This is a genomic window from Fervidicoccaceae archaeon, from assembly GCA_038734945.1.
Classification (GTDB): Archaea; Thermoproteota; Thermoprotei_A; order Sulfolobales; family Fervidicoccaceae; genus ARK-14.
This window is the reverse complement of record JAVYOA010000001.1, coordinates 13265-34029: the sequence shown is the minus strand read 5'-3', so window position 1 is coordinate 34029 and position 20765 is coordinate 13265. Positions and strand designations below refer to the sequence as shown.

The 20765-nt window shown below is 44.2% G+C and carries 22 protein-coding genes and 1 tRNA gene; 9 read left to right on the top strand and 14 right to left on the bottom strand.

What is annotated here, in order from left to right:
* Window positions 1-41: 41 nt before the first annotated feature.
* On the bottom strand, window positions 42-938 hold the full coding sequence (locus QXR92_00190) for a ribose-phosphate pyrophosphokinase (GenBank protein ID MEM0318431.1): 897 nt from the start codon (window positions 936-938) through the stop codon (window positions 42-44).
* A gap of 31 nt (window positions 939-969) precedes the next feature.
* The gene (gene topA, locus QXR92_00185) at window positions 970-2991 is read right to left on the bottom strand and encodes a DNA topoisomerase I (protein MEM0318430.1); all 2022 of its coding nucleotides are present in this window, start codon (window positions 2989-2991) and stop codon (window positions 970-972) included.
* Window positions 2992-3171: 180 nt separating this feature from the next.
* On the opposite strand from topA, the gene QXR92_00180 reads away from it, so the two are divergent.
* Window positions 3172-3936, top strand: coding sequence for an MBL fold metallo-hydrolase (locus QXR92_00180; protein MEM0318429.1), 765 nt, complete (start codon window positions 3172-3174; stop codon window positions 3934-3936).
* Here the strand turns inward: QXR92_00180 and QXR92_00175 are convergent.
* Genes QXR92_00175 through QXR92_00160 form a run of 4 tightly spaced genes read right to left on the bottom strand, consistent with a single transcriptional unit; the run spans window position 3928 to window position 6915 of the window.
* The gene (locus QXR92_00175) at window positions 3928-4497 is read right to left on the bottom strand and encodes a methyltransferase domain-containing protein (GenBank protein MEM0318428.1); all 570 of its coding nucleotides are present in this window, start codon (window positions 4495-4497) and stop codon (window positions 3928-3930) included. The genes QXR92_00180 and QXR92_00175 overlap by 9 nt on opposite strands.
* 38 nt (window positions 4498-4535) lie before the next feature.
* The gene (locus QXR92_00170) at window positions 4536-5426 is read right to left on the bottom strand and encodes an ABC transporter permease (protein MEM0318427.1); all 891 of its coding nucleotides are present in this window, start codon (window positions 5424-5426) and stop codon (window positions 4536-4538) included.
* 6 nt (window positions 5427-5432) lie between these two features.
* Window positions 5433-6434, bottom strand: coding sequence for an ATP-binding cassette domain-containing protein (locus QXR92_00165; GenBank protein MEM0318426.1), 1002 nt, complete (start codon window positions 6432-6434; stop codon window positions 5433-5435).
* Complete coding sequence (locus QXR92_00160; GenBank protein ID MEM0318425.1) at window positions 6427-6915, bottom strand: PadR family transcriptional regulator; 489 nt, start codon at window positions 6913-6915, stop codon at window positions 6427-6429. Before QXR92_00160 ends, QXR92_00165 begins: the two co-directional genes overlap by 8 nt.
* A 194-nt stretch (window positions 6916-7109) precedes the next feature.
* Between QXR92_00160 and QXR92_00155 the strand changes: the two genes are divergently transcribed.
* Window positions 7110-8324 (top strand): N-6 DNA methylase, encoded by a 1215-nt coding sequence (locus QXR92_00155; GenBank protein ID MEM0318424.1) that lies wholly within the window; start codon window positions 7110-7112, stop codon window positions 8322-8324.
* A 166-nt stretch (window positions 8325-8490) separates the two neighbouring features.
* On the opposite strand, the gene QXR92_00150 is transcribed toward QXR92_00155, so the two are convergent.
* The 3 genes from QXR92_00150 to QXR92_00140 form a co-directional block, all read right to left on the bottom strand.
* Window positions 8491-8565: transfer RNA gene (locus QXR92_00150), tRNA-Val, on the bottom strand.
* A 128-nt stretch (window positions 8566-8693) separates the two neighbouring features.
* Window positions 8694-8948 carry a helix-turn-helix domain-containing protein gene (locus tag QXR92_00145; GenBank protein MEM0318423.1) on the bottom strand — a complete coding sequence of 85 codons (255 nt, stop codon included), beginning with the start codon at window positions 8946-8948 and terminating at the stop codon, window positions 8694-8696.
* Window positions 8938-9114 (bottom strand): ribbon-helix-helix domain-containing protein, encoded by a 177-nt coding sequence (locus QXR92_00140; protein MEM0318422.1) that lies wholly within the window; start codon window positions 9112-9114, stop codon window positions 8938-8940. The genes QXR92_00145 and QXR92_00140 overlap by 11 nt, the downstream gene beginning before the upstream one ends.
* 188 nt (window positions 9115-9302) lie before the next feature.
* Between QXR92_00140 and QXR92_00135 the strand changes: the two genes are divergently transcribed.
* From QXR92_00135 to QXR92_00125, 3 genes are read left to right on the top strand one after another with little or no spacing between them, the layout of a single operon-like run.
* Window positions 9303-9908 (top strand): hypothetical protein, encoded by a 606-nt coding sequence (locus QXR92_00135; protein ID MEM0318421.1) that lies wholly within the window; start codon window positions 9303-9305, stop codon window positions 9906-9908.
* Window positions 9883-10872: a thiamine-phosphate kinase gene (locus QXR92_00130; protein ID MEM0318420.1), complete on the top strand. Its 990-nt coding sequence runs from the start codon at window positions 9883-9885 to the stop codon at window positions 10870-10872. Before QXR92_00135 ends, QXR92_00130 begins: the two co-directional genes overlap by 26 nt.
* A complete protein-coding gene (locus QXR92_00125) occupies window positions 10869-11723 on the top strand; it encodes a protoheme IX farnesyltransferase (protein MEM0318419.1) in 855 nt (284 codons plus the stop codon). Before QXR92_00130 ends, QXR92_00125 begins: the two co-directional genes overlap by 4 nt.
* Before the next feature lie 24 nt (window positions 11724-11747).
* Here QXR92_00125 and QXR92_00120 read toward each other — a convergent pair whose 3' ends face one another.
* Genes QXR92_00120 through QXR92_00110 form a run of 3 tightly spaced genes read right to left on the bottom strand, consistent with a single transcriptional unit; the run spans window position 11748 to window position 15550 of the window.
* Entirely contained in the window at window positions 11748-12218 is a 471-nt protein-coding gene (locus QXR92_00120; GenBank protein MEM0318418.1) for a (2Fe-2S)-binding protein, read from the bottom strand.
* A 2-nt stretch (window positions 12219-12220) separates the two neighbouring features.
* Window positions 12221-13111, bottom strand: a complete 891-nt coding sequence (locus QXR92_00115) for a xanthine dehydrogenase family protein subunit M (GenBank protein ID MEM0318417.1) — start codon at window positions 13109-13111, stop codon at window positions 12221-12223.
* A 6-nt stretch (window positions 13112-13117) separates the two neighbouring features.
* Window positions 13118-15550: a xanthine dehydrogenase family protein molybdopterin-binding subunit gene (locus tag QXR92_00110; protein ID MEM0318416.1), complete on the bottom strand. Its 2433-nt coding sequence runs from the start codon at window positions 15548-15550 to the stop codon at window positions 13118-13120.
* A gap of 134 nt (window positions 15551-15684) precedes the next feature.
* Here QXR92_00110 and QXR92_00105 point away from each other — a divergent pair, with 134 nt between their 5' ends.
* The 4 genes from QXR92_00105 (at window position 15685) to QXR92_00090 (ending at window position 18611) form a co-directional block, all read left to right on the top strand.
* On the top strand, window positions 15685-15978 hold the full coding sequence (locus tag QXR92_00105) for a MoaD/ThiS family protein (GenBank protein ID MEM0318415.1): 294 nt from the start codon (window positions 15685-15687) through the stop codon (window positions 15976-15978).
* A gap of 128 nt (window positions 15979-16106) precedes the next feature.
* Window positions 16107-17762, top strand: coding sequence for a thermosome subunit alpha (gene thsA, locus QXR92_00100; protein MEM0318414.1), 1656 nt, complete (start codon window positions 16107-16109; stop codon window positions 17760-17762).
* Window positions 17763-17826: 64 nt separating this feature from the next.
* Window positions 17827-18120 (top strand): DNA-directed RNA polymerase subunit K, encoded by a 294-nt coding sequence (locus tag QXR92_00095; GenBank protein ID MEM0318413.1) that lies wholly within the window; start codon window positions 17827-17829, stop codon window positions 18118-18120.
* Window positions 18121-18437: 317 nt separating this feature from the next.
* Window positions 18438-18611: a hypothetical protein gene (locus tag QXR92_00090; protein ID MEM0318412.1), complete on the top strand. Its 174-nt coding sequence runs from the start codon at window positions 18438-18440 to the stop codon at window positions 18609-18611.
* Window positions 18612-18734: 123 nt separating this feature from the next.
* Here QXR92_00090 and QXR92_00085 read toward each other — a convergent pair whose 3' ends face one another.
* Both QXR92_00085 and QXR92_00080 read right to left on the bottom strand, forming a co-directional pair.
* A complete protein-coding gene (locus QXR92_00085) occupies window positions 18735-19067 on the bottom strand; it encodes a carboxymuconolactone decarboxylase family protein (GenBank protein MEM0318411.1) in 333 nt (110 codons plus the stop codon).
* An 88-nt stretch (window positions 19068-19155) separates the two neighbouring features.
* Complete coding sequence (locus QXR92_00080) at window positions 19156-20745, bottom strand: DUF2070 family protein (protein ID MEM0318410.1); 1590 nt, start codon at window positions 20743-20745, stop codon at window positions 19156-19158.
* Between the last annotated feature and the right edge of the window lie 20 nt (window positions 20746-20765).

Genomic DNA, 20765 nt, shown 5'->3' with positions numbered 1-20765 from the left:
CCTCATATTGCTTATTCCAGTATCAGATTAAAAAGGCAATCTCAATCATTGTTCAGGAATTTTCCTATTGCTTTTGCCCCTTCTTCGGAAACATCAAAGTACTCTATTCCTGGCAGAGGGGGAAGCGTATTAGCTGCTATGATCGTTGAAACTCCTGAGCTTTTCAGCTTTTTGTAGGCATCTCCGACCATAAGGGCATGCGTAACTGCTACATAGATCTTATCAGCTCCCAATTCCCTGAGCAGAGAAGCAGCCTTAGCCACAGTACCTCCGGTGCTAATAATATCATCCAAGATAACAACCTCTCTGTTTTTCACGTCAACCTCTTCAGCAGTTATTGTTACCTCTCCTGTTCTGAGATCCCTCTTCTTGCTCAAATTGAAGAATTTGCATCCCAAATTATCTGCCACTGCCTTTGCTCTCTGCAATGCTCCAATGTCAGGGGCAACTATTACTGGGCTCTTCGTTATTTCCCTCAGCTTCGAAGAAAGCGAATCCACAGGAATTATGCTATATGCCTTTCCCCTGAAATACTCCAGCGATCTCTCCTTGTGGATATCAAAGGTTATAAGCCCTGAAGCTCCCATGAATGAAAGTATCTGAAGAAGAGCCTTTATGCTGATCGGCTCTCCAGGCAAGAATATTTTGTCCTGCCTGCTGTAGGCAATGTAAGGAAGGTAGAGAATTATCTTTTTAGCTCTGCTTTCGCTGAGTGCTTCCATTGTGAGCAGAAGCTCCCAAATTGAATCATTTTGTGGAGGAGAAAGTGAATGAGCCAAAACAACATCTTTCCCAGAGACCTGCCCATCTATTCTAACGTAGCTCTCTCCATCAGGAAACCTCTTGCTCTCTACCTGTAAAAACTCAACGCTCAATTTCTTGGATAGCTGGCTGCAGAACCACTCGGACTTTGTTCCACAAACAAGAACAGAACTCAAAGGCGCTCACCAAAAAGTTGTTTTCTTTTAGCTACAAAATTATCTTTTTCTCGATTATGCCCCTCGCAACCTCTCTCACTGCCCTTCCAACTGAAGCGGATCTGGCAATTCTTCTAAGTATCTTCTCTCTGCTCTCTCCAAATGCCTTTTCCCATGCATCGAAGCTCTCGGTTAGCCTCTGAAGAGCCGTATAATGTACTAGGCAGAGCCCCCCTTCCTTCAATGCTGGAAGATCGCAGAGCTCGCACCTATTCTCTGGGGCAGTGAACTCTCTCATGCGCTTTCTCAATAGCTCTCCTCTCTCAATAGATTTCTCCAGTTCATTTTTCAGAAATTCCTTTGCTTCTTTAACAACATTTTCTCTCTTCTCTCTATTCTCTCTGATCAGAAGGAGCTTTTCCTCAAACCTCCTTGTCAGTTCTGTTCTAGTTATGTCGGGGAACTCCTCTCTTAGGAAAAGAGCGACTGCAATCCCCAGCTTTGTGGGAACTACACTCTTTCCCTTGAGCATGAGATAACCTCTTTTAAACAGCGTCTCCATTATCTGCGCTCTCGTTGCTTCTGTTCCGATTTTCTCATTCTCCATCCATTTCAGGAGCGATGCTTTTGTGTACAGTCTCACCTTTCCCTGAAACAAGGAAGATATTTTGGCTGACTTCAACTCAACTCTATCTCCTTCAGAAACCTCCATCTCTCTTTCTCTGCCTCTAGCAAAGTAATATGCTGATAGCCAGCCGGATTTAACTACTCTCCTTATTTGTGCTAGGAGCTTTTCCTCCCCAATCTGAATGAGCACATCTCCTTTTTCTATATCCGCATGAGGCATGAAGGCAGCCATATACCTCCTTGCTATGAGATCGTATATTCTCATCCCATCTCTGCTGATCTTGGTTGGTATCTTTCCTGTTGGATATATAGCAGGATGTGCAGGATCCTCCTTTTTTCCCTGCACTGGCTCGAAGCTTCCCATAGCAATTATAGAGGAGGCTATTTCGCTATAGCTCTTTATTGATGAGAGCCCGCTCATTATCTTTCTATGCGGAACTGTTGGAGGAAGCTTCTCGCTGTTTGTCCTTGGATAGCTGATTAGAGCGTCGAGATACAGCTCCTCTGCCAAGCGCTGTGTGTAACTCGGAGAGAAGCCATAGATCCTGGAGGCCTCGTACTGCAGCTCACTGAGGTTGAAGGCTGGAGGAGGAGGAAGGAGTTGGCGCTCTTTCTTGATCTTCTCAACCCTCCCTTCCTTAGCTCTAACTATCCTCTTTTTTCTGTCCTCAGCTTCAATTCTAGTTTCGAAAGGAGATGAAACATGTGTAGTACTCAGCTCTTCTCCATTGACAATTACTACAGCCCTAAGCACGAACTTTGGAGGGGAAGCAAATGTTAAATATTCAAAGTATCTATTGACGACCTCGAAGAGCGTAGGACTCTGCACTCTGCCAGAGCTAAGCGACTTCTTCCCTCTTTCTCCAGCCACCCAGCTGAGCAGTCTGCTCAAATTTATCCCCCAGATCCAGTCTAGCTCGTGCCTGCAGAGGCCAGCTTCTATCATCTCCCAATCCATTCCAGAGAGGGAGGAAAAAGCCTTTCTGAGCTCATCTTCAGTTAGCGATGAATATTTCATCCTTAAGGCCTCGGCCCCGTTGCCAAGCTTATTTATAATCATGTATCCGATAACAGATCCCTCGATGTCATAGTCACAGGCATTTATATAGAGAGATGCATTCCTCGCAAGCTTGGATAGAGCACTGTAGAACTTCCTCATATGCCAGGCTTTTCTTTCTGCTTCCCACCTAGGAACCCATTCATAGTCAAAGACTGGAAACCCAGCAGTGTTGGTGGAGAGCGTGAACATATGTCCCGCTGTGCTCGCTATTGCATATGTCCTATCTTTCATCTTCACTATCCAGTAGGCAACCCCTCTTTCCCTGCACTCCACAGGCCTTCCCGTTAGAGCCCTTGCCAGAGCTGCTGCTGCCTTCGGCTTCTCCGCAATAATCATCACATATCCTTTCCCCAGCAGCTGCTCACAGCTGACTTCACTCTTCGCCATTAATCATCAACCAGCTTCAATTGAAACCTCCCTCTCCTATTAGCTATCTATGGAGAGGCTGAAAATACCATGACCACTTTTCGACATATTTGATTTCCCGATTCTCTGAACCACTTTGTTTACTAAACAGCAAAAGGAATATTTAGATTTGCGGAAATTGAGAAAGCAAGGGTGAAGAATTTGAGCTCTAGTCTTCTTTTCATAGGCACGGGAGCAGGAGGAAGTTCTGGATCGAGCAGATGGAGGGCATCCACCTTAGCAGAGCTTCAGGACTCCCTCCTACTTGTGGATTGTGGGGTCGGTTGTCACTACAGGCTCAGCGATAGGGGATATTTGACTGAGCTCGATGCTGTTTTCATTACCCACATGCACATGGATCACTTTCTCGGCCTTCCTGAGCTGATTTTTCAGGCACACATGGAGGGGAGAAGGAAGCCCCTGAAAATAATCGGACCATCTGGACTTGAGGAAAGCATAAGAGTCGTTGCTCCCCATCTCTTCACAAACATTTCATTTCAGCTTCTCATTGATAGAGCAGAGAATCTCAGAACCTTCAGTCTGGGAAGAAATCAAATGCAGATAGTAGATGTATGCCACGTCCTTCCAGCCTTCGGACTCACCATAAGAGATGATGATACCATGATAGGCTTTTCAGGAGATACTTCTGAGCCCTGCCAAGGCATTGATAAAATGAGAGGGGTAGAAGTTCTGGTTCACGAGGCCACCTGCGATGATAGATACGAGGAGCTGTGCAGGAAATATGGACACACCACAGCTAGGCAGGCTATTGCAGCAGCATCAAAAATAGGAAGCAACATCCTTCTGCTAAATCACATTGATGAGAGATTTCACAATGTTCAGACGACGGAGTCTGATATACTGAAAGAAGGGAGAAGCCAGACAGCAAGAATAGTCAATGACCTGGAGAGAATAATCTTAAGATGATTTCTCCAGAACGAGAGCAAAAGTTGTTCCGTGCTTCTCCCATAAAACCCTCATTTTCCCCTCTAAACGCCTCTTTATATCATGTGGAGGAGCTCTTATTCTCCCCTCAAGCATATCGAGAACCCAAATGTGCGGGTATCTCTTATCTATATCTATAAGCACAACTCTTCTGGAAACCCTTTCTGCTTCAAATAAGCTGTTCATCCAGTTGCTGGAGTAAAAAATCGAATTCACAAAATAAGCACAGTCAAAGATCTTTCCCTCTCTAATCGGAAGCTTCTCCATAATTCCTCTTATGTACTCTCTCCCCTCGTCTTGCTCGAATATCTCAGATAGATCAAGACCAACATACAGCTCCAGATCTCTCAGCAATTTTCCAAGATTTCCTTTTCCGCACCCTACATCAAGCACTTTTCTGCATGCAAATTCTTCTCTTATCCTATCAGAAATTCTGTATTCCTCGAACTTACTGCTAGCAGGATAAACCCTGTATACTGCTGACAAAAAAGCCAGAACAGCCCTCTTCCTAGCTCTATTCAGCAAATTCTTAGCTTCTCTCATGGCCACCATACATCTGCTTAAATTTCATGATCATTCTGCTACTCCTTCCTCAGGCTCCTGCTTGCTATTATGACGCCGATGAGCAAAAGAACGGCTGCTGTAATAGATAAAATTCCCAGGTCCTTTAGAATAGTTGATGAACTAGCAGAGCTTCCCATAAGGAGAGCCTCCCTCAATATGTCGGCTGTGTACGTTAGAGGATTGAACTTTGCCACTGTTTGGAGCCAGTTTGGCATCATAGCCAAAGGAACGAGAACGTTGCTAGCAAACATAAGGGGAAGATTCAGAAGATTCATAACCGTCATCTGTGTTTCCCATGATTTTGCCTTCAGCGTTATTGATATCATCAGGGTTCCTATTCCTACCGAAAATAGAACAAGACCAGCAATTGCTGCAAGAAGCTCCCAGGCTCCTGCAATATTCAGCTTGAGACCAAAGGGGATCGCAATTATCAGTATTATCATAGACTGCACTATAGCCTTCACCGTTCCTCCGAGAACCTTTGATACTATTATGCTTCCCCTAGAAATAGGGGCCACAAGTAGCTTGTTCAAATAACCAAGCCTTCTATCCCATGAAAGGCTCATCCCTGTCTGCAGCCCTGCAAACAGAGAGATCACTGCCATCATGCCCACAGCCATATATGAGAAGTAATCAATGTTCGAGGTTCCGAATAGCCTCGTCATGATGCCATTGAACATAGACTGAACTTCCTGTGTTACATATGGAGGGAGATTGCTAAGTATATCTGGAGGTATTGTGAAGAGTCCTGTCAAATTGAACGCTTTGCCAAATAAGCCGATCCAGAGAACTGGCTGGATTAACATCATTGCTACAACATAAGGCTTATTTATCCACTTCTTGAGCTCTCTGAGAGTAAGTGCCCCAATCTCAGAATATAACCTTCCTCTGCCAATTTCCTTCACCATTTATTCTCACCTCCTTCTCCTCCTTATAGCCCTCTCCCTGAAGACCTCTTCCTTTGATACTTCTGTTTCCCTGATCCTCTTCCCCGTATATTCGAGAAAGACCTCATCCAAAGATGGTTTTATCAGGTTCACAGATTTCACCACCATCCCCTTCCTGCTCAATTCAAGAACGAGGTTGGGAAGAACTCTCTCTCCCTCGGCAGTTTTTATTCTTATAACATCTCCCCTCAACTTAATTTCTTTGATGAGACCATTCGTTGGAATTAATTTTTCGAGCTCGATTTCATGTGACAGACCATCAACCTGTATTTCTATTATATCTCCTCCCAGGCTCTCTTTGAGCTCTGCAGGAGATCCTATTGCCTTTATTTCTCCATAGTCAATTATAGCAACTCTGTCTGAGAGCTTATCAGCTTCTTCCATATAATGAGTTGTCATTATTACTGTCATGTCTTCCTCCTTCTTTATCCTCTTTATGTACTCCCACACCGCAGTCCTCACTTGAACATCTAGTCCCAAAGTTGGCTCATCCAGGAAGAGGATTCTGGGGCTATGGAGAAGAGCTGCAGCAAGCTCCAGCCTCCTCCTCATTCCTCCGGAAAAGTTCTCGGCCTTCTTGTTGGCAAATTCGCTCAGATCCATGAACTCAAGCAATTCCTCAGCCCTCTTCTTCGCAATGCTCTTCGGAATATGGTATATAGCAGCTTGCACCATCATGTTGTCCCAGGCTGTTAGATCATCATCCACTACTATGTCTTGAGGCACTAAGCCAATTATTTCTCTAACTTTGCTGGCCTGCTTCTCAACATCGAAGCCTCCCACTATTGCTCTTCCCTTGGTTGGCTTTATGAGAGTCGTCAATATGCTAATTGTTGTTGTTTTCCCAGCACCGTTTGGACCGAGCAGACTGAATATCTCTCCATGATGAACAACGAAGGATATCCCCCTTACTGCCTGAATATTACCCGGATAGATCTTCCAAAGATTTTCTACAATTACATCATCCATTTTTACCACCCTGTAGAATTCTCTCAACTTCATTTCTAGCGTTATCAAGAATCCTAACTATCTCTTTCTCCCTATTTTCAGATATCTCAGGCAAGTATATGTAGAGTGTTCTGAGAAGCCTTTCCACAGCCTTCTTAAGCTCTCCATGCTTTCCACTTTTCAGCTCCTTTATTCTCTCAATCATTTCCTCTATCTCCTTCTTCCTCTCTCTCAAGACTCTTTTTCCTTCATCGCTAGGCTGATAGTATTTGCTCCCTCCTATGTTCTCTACTAGAACTAGCCCCTCTTTTTCCAGAGCTCTGAGAGTAGGATAAACGAGTCCAGGACTTGGGGAATATTCTCCCTCGAACATCTCCCTCATTGTTTTAATTATTTCATAGCCATTCATCTTTCTCTCGTTCAGAATATTGAGTATAATCAGCCTGAAAGTTCGCTTGGCTATAGCTTTCCTTTCCTCGAAAATTTTATCCTTTGGCTTCATTTCCTACCTCTCTCCCTAATATTTTGAAATTGAGCTGTCTTCATTTCATATGAGCCTGAGATATCACGATATATCAAGATATTTTTAGTTAATAAATGCAGTGCAATAATGCAGTAGCTTTAAAACATCTCCGCTTAGCTTTAATAATGATTTAGAGTAAAAAACTCACAAAAAAAGGAGTTTAGGTAGGAGATTTGGAAACTGAAGAACTTCGCCCCGAGACGCTAGAATACATTCGCTCCAGAAGTCCAGAGTATAGAGCAATGATGGGACAATACTTCACTCCGAAGAGCTTGAGGAGGGAAGTCCTTCGGAGAATTCCAAGGCTCATTGAGCCTAAGGTACTGGATCCAGCCTGCGGTACTGGGGAGTTCCTAGTTTCTGCTAGGGAACACTTTGTTCGCCCCAAGCTCTTCTGCTGGGAGATCGATCCCGAGCTAGGGAAAATTGCAAAGAAGCTTATCCCAGACGCCCAAATAGAAATAATAGATTCCCTCGCCAAACCATTCAGTGAGGAATTTGACGTCGTAGTTACAAATCCTCCGTATTATGAATTCAAGCCAAGCGATGAGATTAGAGAAAAATTTGAGGAAATTCTCTGGGGAAGAGTCAACATTTACTCACTTTTTATTTATTTGGCAGTCAGGGTTGTGAAGCCAGGAGGCTACGTAGGATTAGTGGTATCCTCCTCCATGAACAATGGAGCATATTTCAGGAAGCTGAGAGAATATATAGCAAAAAATACGAGCATAGAGTACATGAAAGTTCTCGACGGCTCGAGGATCTTTTCTGATGCGAATCATACATTTCAAATCCTCGTTATGAGAAAGCGAGGTAAAGGAGAGCTGGATTTAGGCAACGAGAACTACGTGCTAGACCTAAACGGTTCAAAGATATTCTCAGAGGAGGCTGGTTTGCTTAGGAAAACTTTAAATCATAGCTATACACTTCGCGAGCTTGGATATTCTGTTAGAACTGGAAAGATTGTATGGAACAAGAACAAGGAGAAGCTCGTTGACAATCCCCGTGATGGCATCTTGCTCATATGGTCTCACAACATTAGGGATGGCAAGCTTGTTCTCGAAAACAAGCCAGGAAAGCCACAGTATATAGTTTGGCCTGAAGAAAAAGCAGATAGAGGTCCAGCCATAGTTACATCCAGAATTGTTGGGCATCCAAAGAGAGCTTCGTTGAGAGCTTCCCTAGTTCCAGAAGGCACAATCTTTGTTGCAGAGAACCATGTGAACGTAATCTATCCCAGAAAGAGCGCTCCGATGAGGGAGCTTCTTGCAATCGTTAGATGGCTGAATTCTCCAGAAGCTCAAAAGGTTATAAGAGCCATCACGGGAAACACGCAGGTATCGAAGAACGAGCTCGAGAGGATTATTCCAATAAGACTAGATTTTTGAAAATTTCAGTGGCTGTGAAAGGATCTCCTATGCAATAAAAATTGAACTAGGGTATTATGCTTAGCTCCACTTAGAAATCCAGAGAAAAATGGGCGAAACTCTGCCTCATTCATTTAGTTTCTATTGAGCCTCCAATAGCAGGTATTTCAAGAAGCTTGAAAAGTAGTGGGCCCGCTGGGACTCGAACCCAGGACCTCCGCCGTGTCAGGGCGGCGTCCTAACCAGGCTAGACGACGGGCCCTTCTGAGCCTTTATTACTTTGAAGTAAGTCTAATAAATCTTTACAAATTCTAGCCCAATTTCTTGGAGCAGGATCATGAAATACAGTTAATTCCAAAACTGATTGTTAACCCTTTCTCCAATCTCTATTTATTTGTGTGGGAATTTCCGCCTTGATAGATTGAAACAACCAGCACCTCTTTCAATATATCCCTTTGCTATTAGAGAATCAATTACAGCCCTCGGATCCTTTATACCAACAATGCTCTCCAGCTCCCTTATTGCGAGGATCTCCCCTACTGATATATTGTTCATGAAGTAAACAAGGGCCCTATATTCTGTTTCGTTTAAATCGGGATACAGCTTCTTCCTGTCGCCCGTAGACTCTCTGCTCTCAGACGGCACTATTCTGCTCCTCTTCTGCTTGATTTGTGGAAAGGAGGAGACCTATGGCAAATCTTATTGCATCGCTTCTGCTCTCAAAGCGTCCCCTGCTCACAAGCTCGTCTATCTCTTTAGCCATCTCGTACGGAACCTTACATGTTATGAGAGCTGTCCCCGATCTCTTCACTTTCTTTCCACCAACAAAATTTTAGTAATGGATCTAGGTTTTTAAGCAAATGATCTCTGAACTTTCTACATGGAAAATGTTCGTGGTCCATCATGGGTAATGCTCGCAGACCCGAGACCCATTTTATTAAAAGAAAGAGATGGAGGTTAAAAATGTAGAAGGATAATGAGCTGTAGGGGCAGCTGAAAATGGATGCTTGGGAAAAGAGAAAGACAGAATTCCTCGAAAGAATTAGAGCCGATAGGGAGATAGGATACCTTGACCCAGGAATTGAGGATACGTTGAGCTTGATAAACTCTAGAAAGAGGAGCTACACAACATCATCATGCATTGGAAGGATCACAGCTGTTGATTCCGACTATCCCTGGAGAAGAGAGGACGAAGAGCCAGTTCTCTTCAAGAAGCATGGGGAGATCACCGTCGAAGAGCTCAAGAAGCTAATTGAATTCGAGCCAAAAAAACTCCTATGGCTAATAGTAAGTGGGCCAATAATCCACATATGCTCTAGAGATCTAGAAGAAGCAAAGAAGCTCCTTATTGCTGCCAGAGCTTCTGGCTTCAAGCACTCCGGCATAATGAGTGCATCGGAGGGTTGCTTCATGGTTGAGCTAATAAGCGGCACCCAGCTATTCGTGCCTCTCAGAGACAGTGCTAAAATATTTATTAATGAAGCCTCTCTATCTGATTTGCTATCCATAATTAATGGATCTATACTCGAGGGAAGGGAAAGGTTGAAAAGACTTAATGAGAAGCTGAGGGAGCTTTTGCTTGAGGAGAAGCAAGAAAGTATTTGAGCTGGGAGAAATCGAGACCATACGGAGCATTTTGAGAATTCTGAAGCCCGTCATTAATAGGAATGCCTGCTTTCCAACAGAGGACGACGTGCAGGCCCTAGATGGGTGCGAAATCGCTGTTAAAATAGATGGCTACAGCGAGAGCATGAGTCGCTACCCATGGGAAAGCTTGAGGGACTGGGGATGGAGAGCAGTTACAGGTCCCATAAGCGATCTTTCTGCTAAAGGCTACAGAGCAGTGGGCATAGTATACAGCTTGGGTATTCCGAGAAACATGGAGCTAAGCACAGTCAAGGATCTCGCCAGGGGAATAAGAGAAGCACTTCACTGGTATGAAGCTTCATTCCTCGGAGGAGATCTGAATTCAAGCAGGGGAGAAATATGGATTGACGTAGCAGCAATAGGAAAGCTTTCCTCAGGCTATCCTATTCCAAGAAATGGGGCCAATCCCGGAGACAAAGTATTTACAACAGTGCAGAATGGTTATGGCAAACCTGGCCTCCTCTACAATCTCTTTGTGAGTGGAGCCTGGAAAAAGGCATCTAGGAGGCTTCTAAGCTTTCGTCCAGCTGCCGTGACATCATTTTCAGAGCTAGCTAGATTGATTCGAATAGACTCAGCAATAGACTCCAGCGATGGTTTGGCAAAGAGCCTCAGGCTAATTGCTGAAAGCAGCGAAATCTCAATTGAGCTGAGCAGAATACCCATATCGAATTACATGAGAAAACTATTGAGAAAGTTCAGCGTAGATCCTCTTCAGGCAACTTTGTTTGGAGGAGAGGAGTACGAGATAATTTTCACAACAAGCGAGCCCGTTGAAAGAGTTATTGAAGCATGTAGGGCAGTTGGGATCAGATGCCTTGAGATAGGCAGGGCGCTCAGGGGAGATGGAAAAATATTTTACAAAGGAAAAGAGATACTGGGAGAAGGTTGGGATCACTTCAGAAGTGGGGAAGATCATTGAATCTCTCAGCAGTTTTCCTCGATCTCTTCAAGCCGACTCAAACAGCCTTCCTGGTGCTTTCTGGGATAATTGCATATATCATGTCCTCCGGTGGCAACATAGACCTAGCAATTCTAGCAATATTGACAATATCGCTGTACTTCACCATAGCAGGGACCACAGGCTTCAACATGTATTTGGATAGAGATATAGATGGAATAATGAAAAGGACTTCCAAGAGAGCGCTTCCTTCTGGAAAGCTTAAAGAAAAGGAGGCCTTGGCATTTTCCTCAGCCTGCTTGCTCATAGGTTTAGGAGCATCTGCTCTGATAAACTTCGCGGTCTTACTAGCAGGCCTTTTAGGAACATTCATAGACCTTGTTGCCTATACATATCTTTTAAAGCGGAGGACCTCCCTCAGCGTTGTTGTTGGTAGCCTAGCTGGAGGATCACCCTCTCTGGGAGGTTGGCTCGCCCATCCTGGCTCTCCGCTGAGCGGAGGAATAGTGCTCATGATGATAATTTCAATGTGGTCCCTGAATCATATATGGTACATTTCATCATATTATTCCGAGGATTACATAAGGGCCAAGGTTCCGATGTTCCCCATAATAGTCGGAAGGGAGAAAACAGGTGCTATTTCCATAGCTGTAACTCTCATGATGATAGCTCTAATAGCACTTCTTTGGACCAGCAAAATAGTGAAGCTATGGACGGTAGCTTTAGTCTCAGCAATAGCTCTGTACCTTATAGCTCTGCAGCTGAAGTACATCAGAAGCTCTGAGAAGGAGCTGGCAAAGAAGATATTCAGAGGGTTCACTATGTTCCTGGGAACAACACTTATTCTATTTGCATTGAGCACTTTTATATAACCAGGAAAAAAGTTTCAAAAAAAGTTATTTTCTGTAGTACTTAGCTGCATCCATTATTGCATCGATTATTTGCTTGTAGCCTGTGCATCTGCAGAGTATTCCGCTCAGGAATTCCTTGACTTCCTCCCTGGTTGGGTTTGGATTCTTCTGAAGGAAATAGTGCGATGCAACTACAAACGCTGGAGTGCAGAAGCCGCACTGAAACGCTCCATGCTCGATAAAAGCCTTCTGTATCGGAGCAAGCTCTCCATCCTTGCTTATACCAGCAGCAGTTATAATCTCAGCTCCATCTGCCTCGACCCCTAGAACCATGCAGGACTTAACAGGCCTCCCATTGAAGAGTACAGTGCACAGACCGCATTCTCCCTTCCAGCATGCAGCCTTAACGCTTGTCTCTCCTAGCCTGTCCCTCAGCACTTCCAGCAGAGTTTCATTGTCCTCTATTTGGACTGTTCTCTGCCTACCATTTAGCCTGAAAGTTATCGTTCTCGCCATTCTCACTCACCTGAGAGAAGGGTCTTCATAGCTTTCAATGTCAAAACTTTGATCAGATGCTTTCTGAACTCTGCACTTGCATACGGATCCTCTATTACATCCAACTTGCTTATCATATTATCAACCTCCCCTTCAAGTACATCCTCTATCCTCTCTGCTCTCTTGAGCCTCTCCTCAAATTCTCTTGCGCGGTAGGGAAGCTGCGTAGCAGATGTTACCACGAGCCTTACATCTCTCTTCCCAGGATCATTTGGATTTGCAATGAGAGCAGAGAGATTGACTATTCCGTATTCAGTTCTCGATTGCATCTTAACATAGGTAGACCTTCCACCTACAGGAGGTTCCCTAAATAGAATTTCCGTAACGATCTCCGTCGGAAGCAGGTTGGTGGTTGCTGGTCCAAGAACTAACCCATCTACAGGAAGCCATCTGTCACCTTCTGCACTCACAGCATGGACCTCGGCATCAAACAAAACAGCTGGTCCTGGTATGTCAACATAGGGCAAGCCTTCCAATATGTTTCCAACTAAAGTAGCCCTGTTCCTTATTATTGCGTCGGCCATGACCTGAGCAGCTTCATACAAAGCTCTATATTTCTCCTTCAGCTCGGGATTTTGCTCCAGGAACTCTTTAGTTTCATTGGCAGTGACTGTTGCTCCTACAAGGAGACCCTTTCCAGGAATGTATTCAATTTTCTTCAATTCGGGAATTCCCTTTATGTCCACTACAATTTGAGCCTCAAGCAATCTCTCTTTCATGAAGCCGAGGAGACCTATTCCACCATTCATTATCTTTGCTGCCCCCTCGTTCTCCTTCAGCAACTTCAATGCCTCATCTAGACTCCCTGGTTTCACATACTTGAATTCTGGCAGGGTAAAGTAAGGTGCAGACATCTCATCTCACCCCTTCCACTCCTTGAGCGCTTTAATCGCTTTTTCTATTAGGTCCGGCCTCTGCTCTTTGATTGCTCTCCAAACTCTCTCGTGAGTGAGTGGGAGCTCGGTTATCTCAACTCCAGTTGCTCTCTGTATGGCGTTGCCTATAGCGGGTATGACAGCTATCATCACATTTTCGGAGAATCCTCTGGCACCAAAAGGTCCATTGGCTTGAGGCGTCTCAAGGAACTTGACCATCACTTCATCTGGAACATCCTTAGCTCTGGCTATATAATAGAAGCTGAAGTTAGGATTGGCCACCCCACCTGTATCATCGAATATGATCTCCTCAAACAGAGCCCTACTCATCCCCATAACGAGACCTCCATATGCCTGTCCAGCTGCTGTCAATGGGTTGATCACTCTCCCCAAATCATAGACTTGAGTAGCCTTCAGGACCTTTACCTCTCCAGTGAGGAGATCTAGTTCGATTTCAACAGCTGTTGAACCAAACGTGTAGAAAACAGTAACATGTCCTGGCTCGGAATGACCAGTCTCCGTATTAATCGGAAGGGCCTGCCCAGTATCGGGATCAAGGTAGCTTAGCACAGCAGGATAGTGCTTTCCTCTTCCTATTATTGGCCCACCGTATACTTGACCATTGGGGAACGTGTATCCCATAACAATCTCGGTTAGTGGCACAGACGACCATGGCTCACCCTTGACGTACACCTTGCCATCGGCAATTTCGAGTTCTTCGGGCTTCACCTTCAAAACTTTACTTGCAACATCCAAGATCTGTCTCTTGGCATCTTCAGCGGCTTCGAGAAGTGCTGATCCTACGGTAAACAAGCTTCTACTTCCCACAGTCTGCCAGGTATATGGGTTCCACTCTGTGCTGTTCATCCATGATATATGAACCTTCTCAAGAGGAAGATCGAAGTATTCAGCTACAAGCATTCTGAGGGCATTGACTGTTCCCTGTCCATAGTTTCCAGTTGCCACCATTACATCTACGCTTGCATCCTCATTGAACTTTATTATGGCTGCATCTACAGCGTTTGGAGGCTGACTAGGCCCCTTCAAGCTAACTGCTATCCCCTTAGCTCTTATCTTCCAGGGCTCCTTTGGCTGCTCAGGCTCCTTCCCCCACTCTATGAGCTCAGCCGAAGTTCTCATGACTCCAGGAAGATCTCCCTGGTCAGCCCTCATCGGGGTTCCATAGCCAGTAGTTGAAGATGGGTCACCCATTCTCAGGAAGTTCTTGCTTCTGATCTCCAGAGGATCTAGTCCAAGCTCCTTGGCACCTATATCCATCATTCTCTCAAGAACCCAGTGGTTTTCAGGATATCCAAATCCTCTTATGGCAGTTGTTGGTACTTTGTTTGTATAAGCAGTTATGCTTTCGCAGTATACGTTTGGCATATCGTAAACTCCTGTACATGCGTATCCAGCTGTCCTGGCAACGTTTACTGCATAGTCTGCAAAGGCTCCACCGTCGAATAGAAATCTCACCGAATAGGCAACTATTCTCCCATCTTTTCTGAACCCCATCTTTGCCTTTGCTCTATATCCTGCAACTATTGGCATGCTCTTCATTTGCTCAGCTCTCGACATGGTTAGCTTCACTGGCTTATAGCCTGCTTTCTTTGAGAGCATTGCAACAAGGGGCTCATTCAATATTCCAGCCTTTCCTCCAAACCCCCCTCCGACATAGGGGATCCTTATCTTGATCTTACCAACAGGTATTCCAAGGCTCATGGCTGTTAGGTACCTTGGAGCATAGGGCGACTGACTGCTGGTCCAAATCTCCACGTCCCCAGTTACCTTATAGTGAGCAATCGTGTTCCATGTCTCCATATATGCATGTGTTATGAACGGTATCTTGAAGTTTCTCTCAATAACAACATCAGCTGAATCTATAGCCGCTTCACCCTGCCCTTTCTGAAGCTTGAACAGATTCGCTATATTTGTGCCAGGAATCGGCTTGAATGCTGGAGAGATCCTGTACTTTCCAAGATCAGGGTGAAGTATCGGGGCATCTGGCTTTATTGCATCTTCAGGATCAAAGACAGGGGGAAGAGAATCATATTCAACTTCAATCAAATCAATTGCTTTCTCAGCAGCCCTCACGTTTTCAGCAACAACAGCTGCAACTGGATGACCAACCCACAGAGCCTTGTCTATGGCCAAGATATCTCTATCTCCCACGTAGATCCCAAGTCTATAGGGAAAATCCTTTCCTACGGCAACTGTGACTACTCCAGGAACCTGCAGGGCTTTACTGAAATCCACATTCTTTATTCTCGCATGCGGCTCTCTTGAAGTTACCAGCTTTGCATGGAGAAGACCAGGGAATTCCATGTCAAAGACGTATTGGGCAGAAGCTGTCACCTTCTCATAAAGATCGGGCGGTGGCACAGGCTTTCCTATTATTTTGAACTGATTTGCACTCAAGAACATTCACCTGGTAAGCAAATGAATTTATTGCAGAGTCATCGATATATAAATTATTTTTCTTTTTTTATAATCAAACTTTTTAAATAAGTGCCAACATACTTTTAGTTTGAGGAAAAGCGGGGCTAAGCAGAATGGCCTCAGTTACAGTAAGATTCTATGGAAGATTAATAGATATTGTAGGGGAAAAGGAAATAACTATTAACGATGTCGATAAGCTCTCCGACGTCTACGATAAGATTAGAACCAGATTGGGTTCTAAAGCTTCAGCTCTATTTCAGGAAAACGGCGAACCAAGAGCTGGGATAATCGTTGTGATAAATGGAGAAGCTGCCACGTTCAGAGGAGGAAAGAATGCCAGGCTGTCAGAGCATGACAGAATAACGTTCGATGCTATAGACGTTTTTCAAGTAGAAGGAGGAGGATAGTGGAAGGCAAGTAGGTTTGAGGAGAATTTTCCGAAGATCGAAAAGTTTTTATAGAAGTAGATTTTATGATCATAGTTGAACTCACTTTAGAGTCCAGCCATTTGATTGGCACCTGAGGTGATATAATAATGAGCTATGGAGTTCCTGTATTGATTCTTAAAGAAGGTACACAGAGAACAACGGGTAGAGATGCTCTGAGAGCAAACATAATGGCAGCGAGAGTACTCGCTGAAATACTAAAAACTAGCTTGGGTCCCAGGGGACTCGACAAAATGCTGGTAGACAGCTTTGGAGATGTTACTGTAACAAATGACGGTGTGACAATAGTAAAGGAAATGGAAGTGAACCATCCTGCAGCGAAGCTGCTCGTGGAAGTTGCCAAGGCTCAGGATGCCGAAGTGGGAGACGGAACAACTACTGCTGTTGTTTTGGCAGGAAGCTTACTTGAGAAGGCTGAATTTCTCCTCGATCAAAACATTCACCCAACACTTATAATGGAAGGTTATTCCAGCGCGCTTCACAAAGCCATTGAGATACTTGACAATATAGCTATAAAGGTACCAACTCAGGATGATGAACTGCTCAAGAGGCTAATCAAAACCTCGATTTCCAGCAAGTACATTGGAAGCGGAGCAACGCTTGAGAAGCTCTCCGATCTCATACTGGAGGCAGCAAAGGCTGTAGCAGAGCCAATAGAGAACGGAGGAGGTTTCAATGTAAGACTCGATAACGTGAAGATAGAGAAGAAAAAGGGAGAGTCACTAACAGATTCAATACTTGTGAGAGGAACAGTTCTCGATAAGGAAGTTGTTCATCCTGGAATGCCAAGAAGAGTGGAGAATGCTAAGATAGCTCTCCTAGATGCCCCACTCGAGATAAAGAAACCTGAGATATCAGCTAAAATAAACATCACGAGCCCTGAGCAGATGAGAGCATTCCTTGACGAGGAGACAAAGCTACTCAAGGAAATGGTCGACAAGATAGCTGAGGTCGGAGCAAACGTTGTTATATGCCAGAAGGGAATAGATGACGTAGCCCAGCACTTCCTCGCTAAGAAGGGAATCCTTGCTGTGAGGAGGGTCAAGAGGAGCGACATGGAGAAGCTCGAGAGAGCAACTGGAGGAAGGATAGTGACTAGCATAAGAGACCTGAAGCCTGAGGATCTCGGAGAGGCCGCGTTGGTAGAGGAAAGGAAGGTTGGCAACGACAAGATGGTATTCGTTGAGGGGGTCAAGAATGCCAAGAGTGTTACAATATTGCTCAGAGGAGCAAACGACATAATACTTGATGAGGCCGAGAGAAGCATAAACGACGCTCTACATGTGCTCAGGAACGTCATGAAAGATCCAAAGGTCATAGGAGGAGGAGGAGCCCCAGAAATAGAGCTTGCCTTGCAGCTGAGAAAGTACGCCATGACTCTGGGTGGAAAGAAGCAGCTGGCAGTGGAGGCCGTTGCTGATGCTCTTGAGACCGTTCCAATGATACTTGCCGAGACCAGCGGTCTCGACGCTCTGGACTCTCTCATGAAGCTGAGGCAAATGCACAGTGAAGGAAAGGTACAGGCAGGAATAAATGCGATAACTGGAACAATTGTTGAGAACACGTTCGAGGAGAACATAATTGAGCCAATAATTGTTAAGAAGCAGGCAATCAAGAGTGCTATCGAGGCTGCTATTACGATATTGAAGATAGATGACCTCATCGCAGCTCAGCCTCCTAAGAAAGAAAAGGAGAAAGGCAAGGAAGGAGAAGAAGGATCAACCCCGAAGATGCCCGAATTCTAAAAACTTTTTAATCTTCTTTAAAAAACCTTATTTTTGTTCCATATATCTTTTTGGGGGCGTTAGCATGAGCTTTGTGATTCCCAAGAGCATCGATGAAGTTATTCCACCGAAAAAACTTACAAGATTCGAGCGGGCCAGAATAATAAGCGCAAGGGCGCTTCAGCTATCTTTTGGAGCCCCACCCTTCATAGACCTGACATCTGTTCCAAGAGACCCAATATATATTGCTGAAAAGGAGCTCGAAGAAGGCGTTCTCCCCATAACTGTAGCAAGATGGCTGAGGGGAGGAGTCAAGCAGCTTGTTCCAGTGAGATGGCTCATTGAGGAAGAAAGGAAAGGAAAAAGAAAGATATCATGAAAGAATAGAGCCATTGTTCAATTTCTTTCGCTGCGACTGGCGTATTTCCTGTATTACTTCTGCGGGTTTTGGAATACTAACTATCATTCTTGCGTAGTACTTCAACTTAATTTTTCCTATAATCTCAAAATGGTATTACAATATTTCGCATATAGAAAGAAATTTTTGGAAAAAGTTTTGTTCTTTTTTCTTGCTTTGAGCTTGAAAATGCTGGAGATTTAAAAGGTAAATAAAGCATTTTGCTTCATAAAGCTGGAAATATGTTTATATAAGCACGCATGGAATATTTTCACAAACATTCACAAGGTGCATGAAGAATGGAATTCGAAGCGTTTGATGTAAAGGCTAGGAAGAAGGTAAAGCTTCAGAACCCCGAGATTGTGACTCTGAAGAATGGAAGAGTTGCTGTTAGGGGAAAGAGCCCTGAGACCGGAATAACCATTTATAGAATACTTAGCAAGGCAGAAGTCGAGAAGCTTCAGAAGAAGTAGGCAGACTCTCTTTATACATTGCCCCAAAAATTTCTTTTTTCACTTCATCTGTTCCTTGTGCATTTTCTTTGAAACTGAAAAGAAACAATAAATTTTGAAAAAAGGAATTGGGAGAAGAGAGTCTCATTTCTGTTTGGCAAAATCGTTGAGAGCTTTTAGGACTGGAACGAGGTGTGCCAATCCAGGACCACCATCCATGAGCACGGCTACCCAAGCAGCCTCGAGAACCTCTTCTCTTGTGGCTCCAGCGTTTAGTGCCTCGTGAACATGATAAGATATGCACCATTCACAGTGCTTAACTATTCCAAGAGCCAATGCAATGAGTTCTTTAGTTTTCACATCAAGAGCTCCCTTCTTTTCGACCTTTTCCAGCAGCTCCATGAAAGCTGCTACTTTTTCCGGATTCTCTTTCTGGACAACTGCTAACATTTCACTGAACTCTTTCAGTCTTTCCAATTCTATCACCGATTTTAATTAATTTGAATCATATTATTTTTGTTTTTTTGTATATATTCATTTTTTTCGAAAAGAAAAGGCAGATCCTTTACATGTAAAGAGATACTATCAAAGCTATCGCAAGATAGCCAAATATAAGAGCTTCAAAAATTTTCAATCTATCAACTATTCTCTCAAATAGTCCCATACCCCTTTCCCCTACTACGCTCATGTTGAGCCTAAGGACATGAAAAGCAACCTCTCTCTCGGATTCCTCGCTCTCAGCCCTCTTTAATGATCTGAGCAGAGCATCCACAACCTTGGAGGCAGGTATTGTTTCTCCCACAACTTTGTATCCTCTTCCCTTCGAACTTCCTGTACTCTCATGGTTGTCCGTAGTGGCTACTTCAACAATGGTGAATCCAGCAGATCTTGCAGCATCAACCAATGCTCTTCTCATCTCATCTCTCATGTTGTTTCCATCTATAACTACAAAGGCAGCCTTCTGGCCTTCACATTCTATCGTTATTACGCTCATTCCCAGCGGTCCAATTTCATTGCCTGAAGGATCAAGCTCCTCAGTACTCACGGAGGAGTATCCTATTCTCGGCTTGCATTTTTCCTTTGGAATCTGAGATATAAGGTAAAGAAGGTCATTAATGTGCTTAGAGCTCCAGTCAACTTCTCCTTCGAATTTGTTCTGAGAGTCCACTAGTATAACTCCAGCATCCTTGGCCTTCTGCGCCAAAAAACCTGGTAAGTCATCCATAGAGCTGTTTTTTCTCGATATGAGAAGCAAAGGAGGACAGCTTCCCAGACTAAAGCCTGTTGCCCTAATATCTTCCATTTCTAGAGAAAATGGCTTGATCCCTTCCCCTCTGCAGCTCATCCAGCTGCCCTGATCGAGAGCTAACTCAATGCTCTTTATGAGACTCTCTACATCCTCACTTGTAGCAGGATCATTCTCATGACTCCCTATGCCGTGAAGGAATACAAGCCTGTATCCACGTTCATTCAGCCTATTTCTGAGCAATCTAACGAGCTTCGCCCCACTCACATTCCTAAATGGGCCAGGATGAACATTAGATACAACTAGGAGTATAGGAGAGATTCCATCTATTTTGAATAGATATACCTCAACTTCCTTGTCCTCGGACAAGCTCTTCAAAACCCTTTCAAATGAATTGCTTTCTCCAAATAGAGTTTCAATCATGGAGCTAAAAAGATAAAATGGATCTGTACCATAAGCCAATTTCTTGGATATATGCTTTAGAAAAACCGCTCCTAGAAGCAGAATGAAGCTCCCTAACATAGCTTTTTCGCTTATCCTGCTGTAGATTATAGATGAAATTATGAATGGCAGCACATAGATCAAACTGTTGGGTGATAGCGACAGAAGTATGACGGAAGTGATAGAGGGAACTAGAAGAAATAGAGAAAAAGGAGGTCTGAATAGAACTAGCTCAATCATAGCTGCTGTAGCAACTATTACAGATGATATAGTCAATATCCTTCTCAGATTTAGAGCACTATTCCTCGATATGAAGAGCATGAAGGAAGCGAATAGCAATTCTCCAAAGTAGACCAGCGTTCCTTTCAGGACTGAGAAAGCCACAGCAATGCTGAGTGCGGCATATGTTAACTTTCTTGAAGATCTTCCAAGCAATGCTTTGAAGGACTGCTCAAATCTTCGGGCCATCTCTGTTTCAGCTTCCCCTT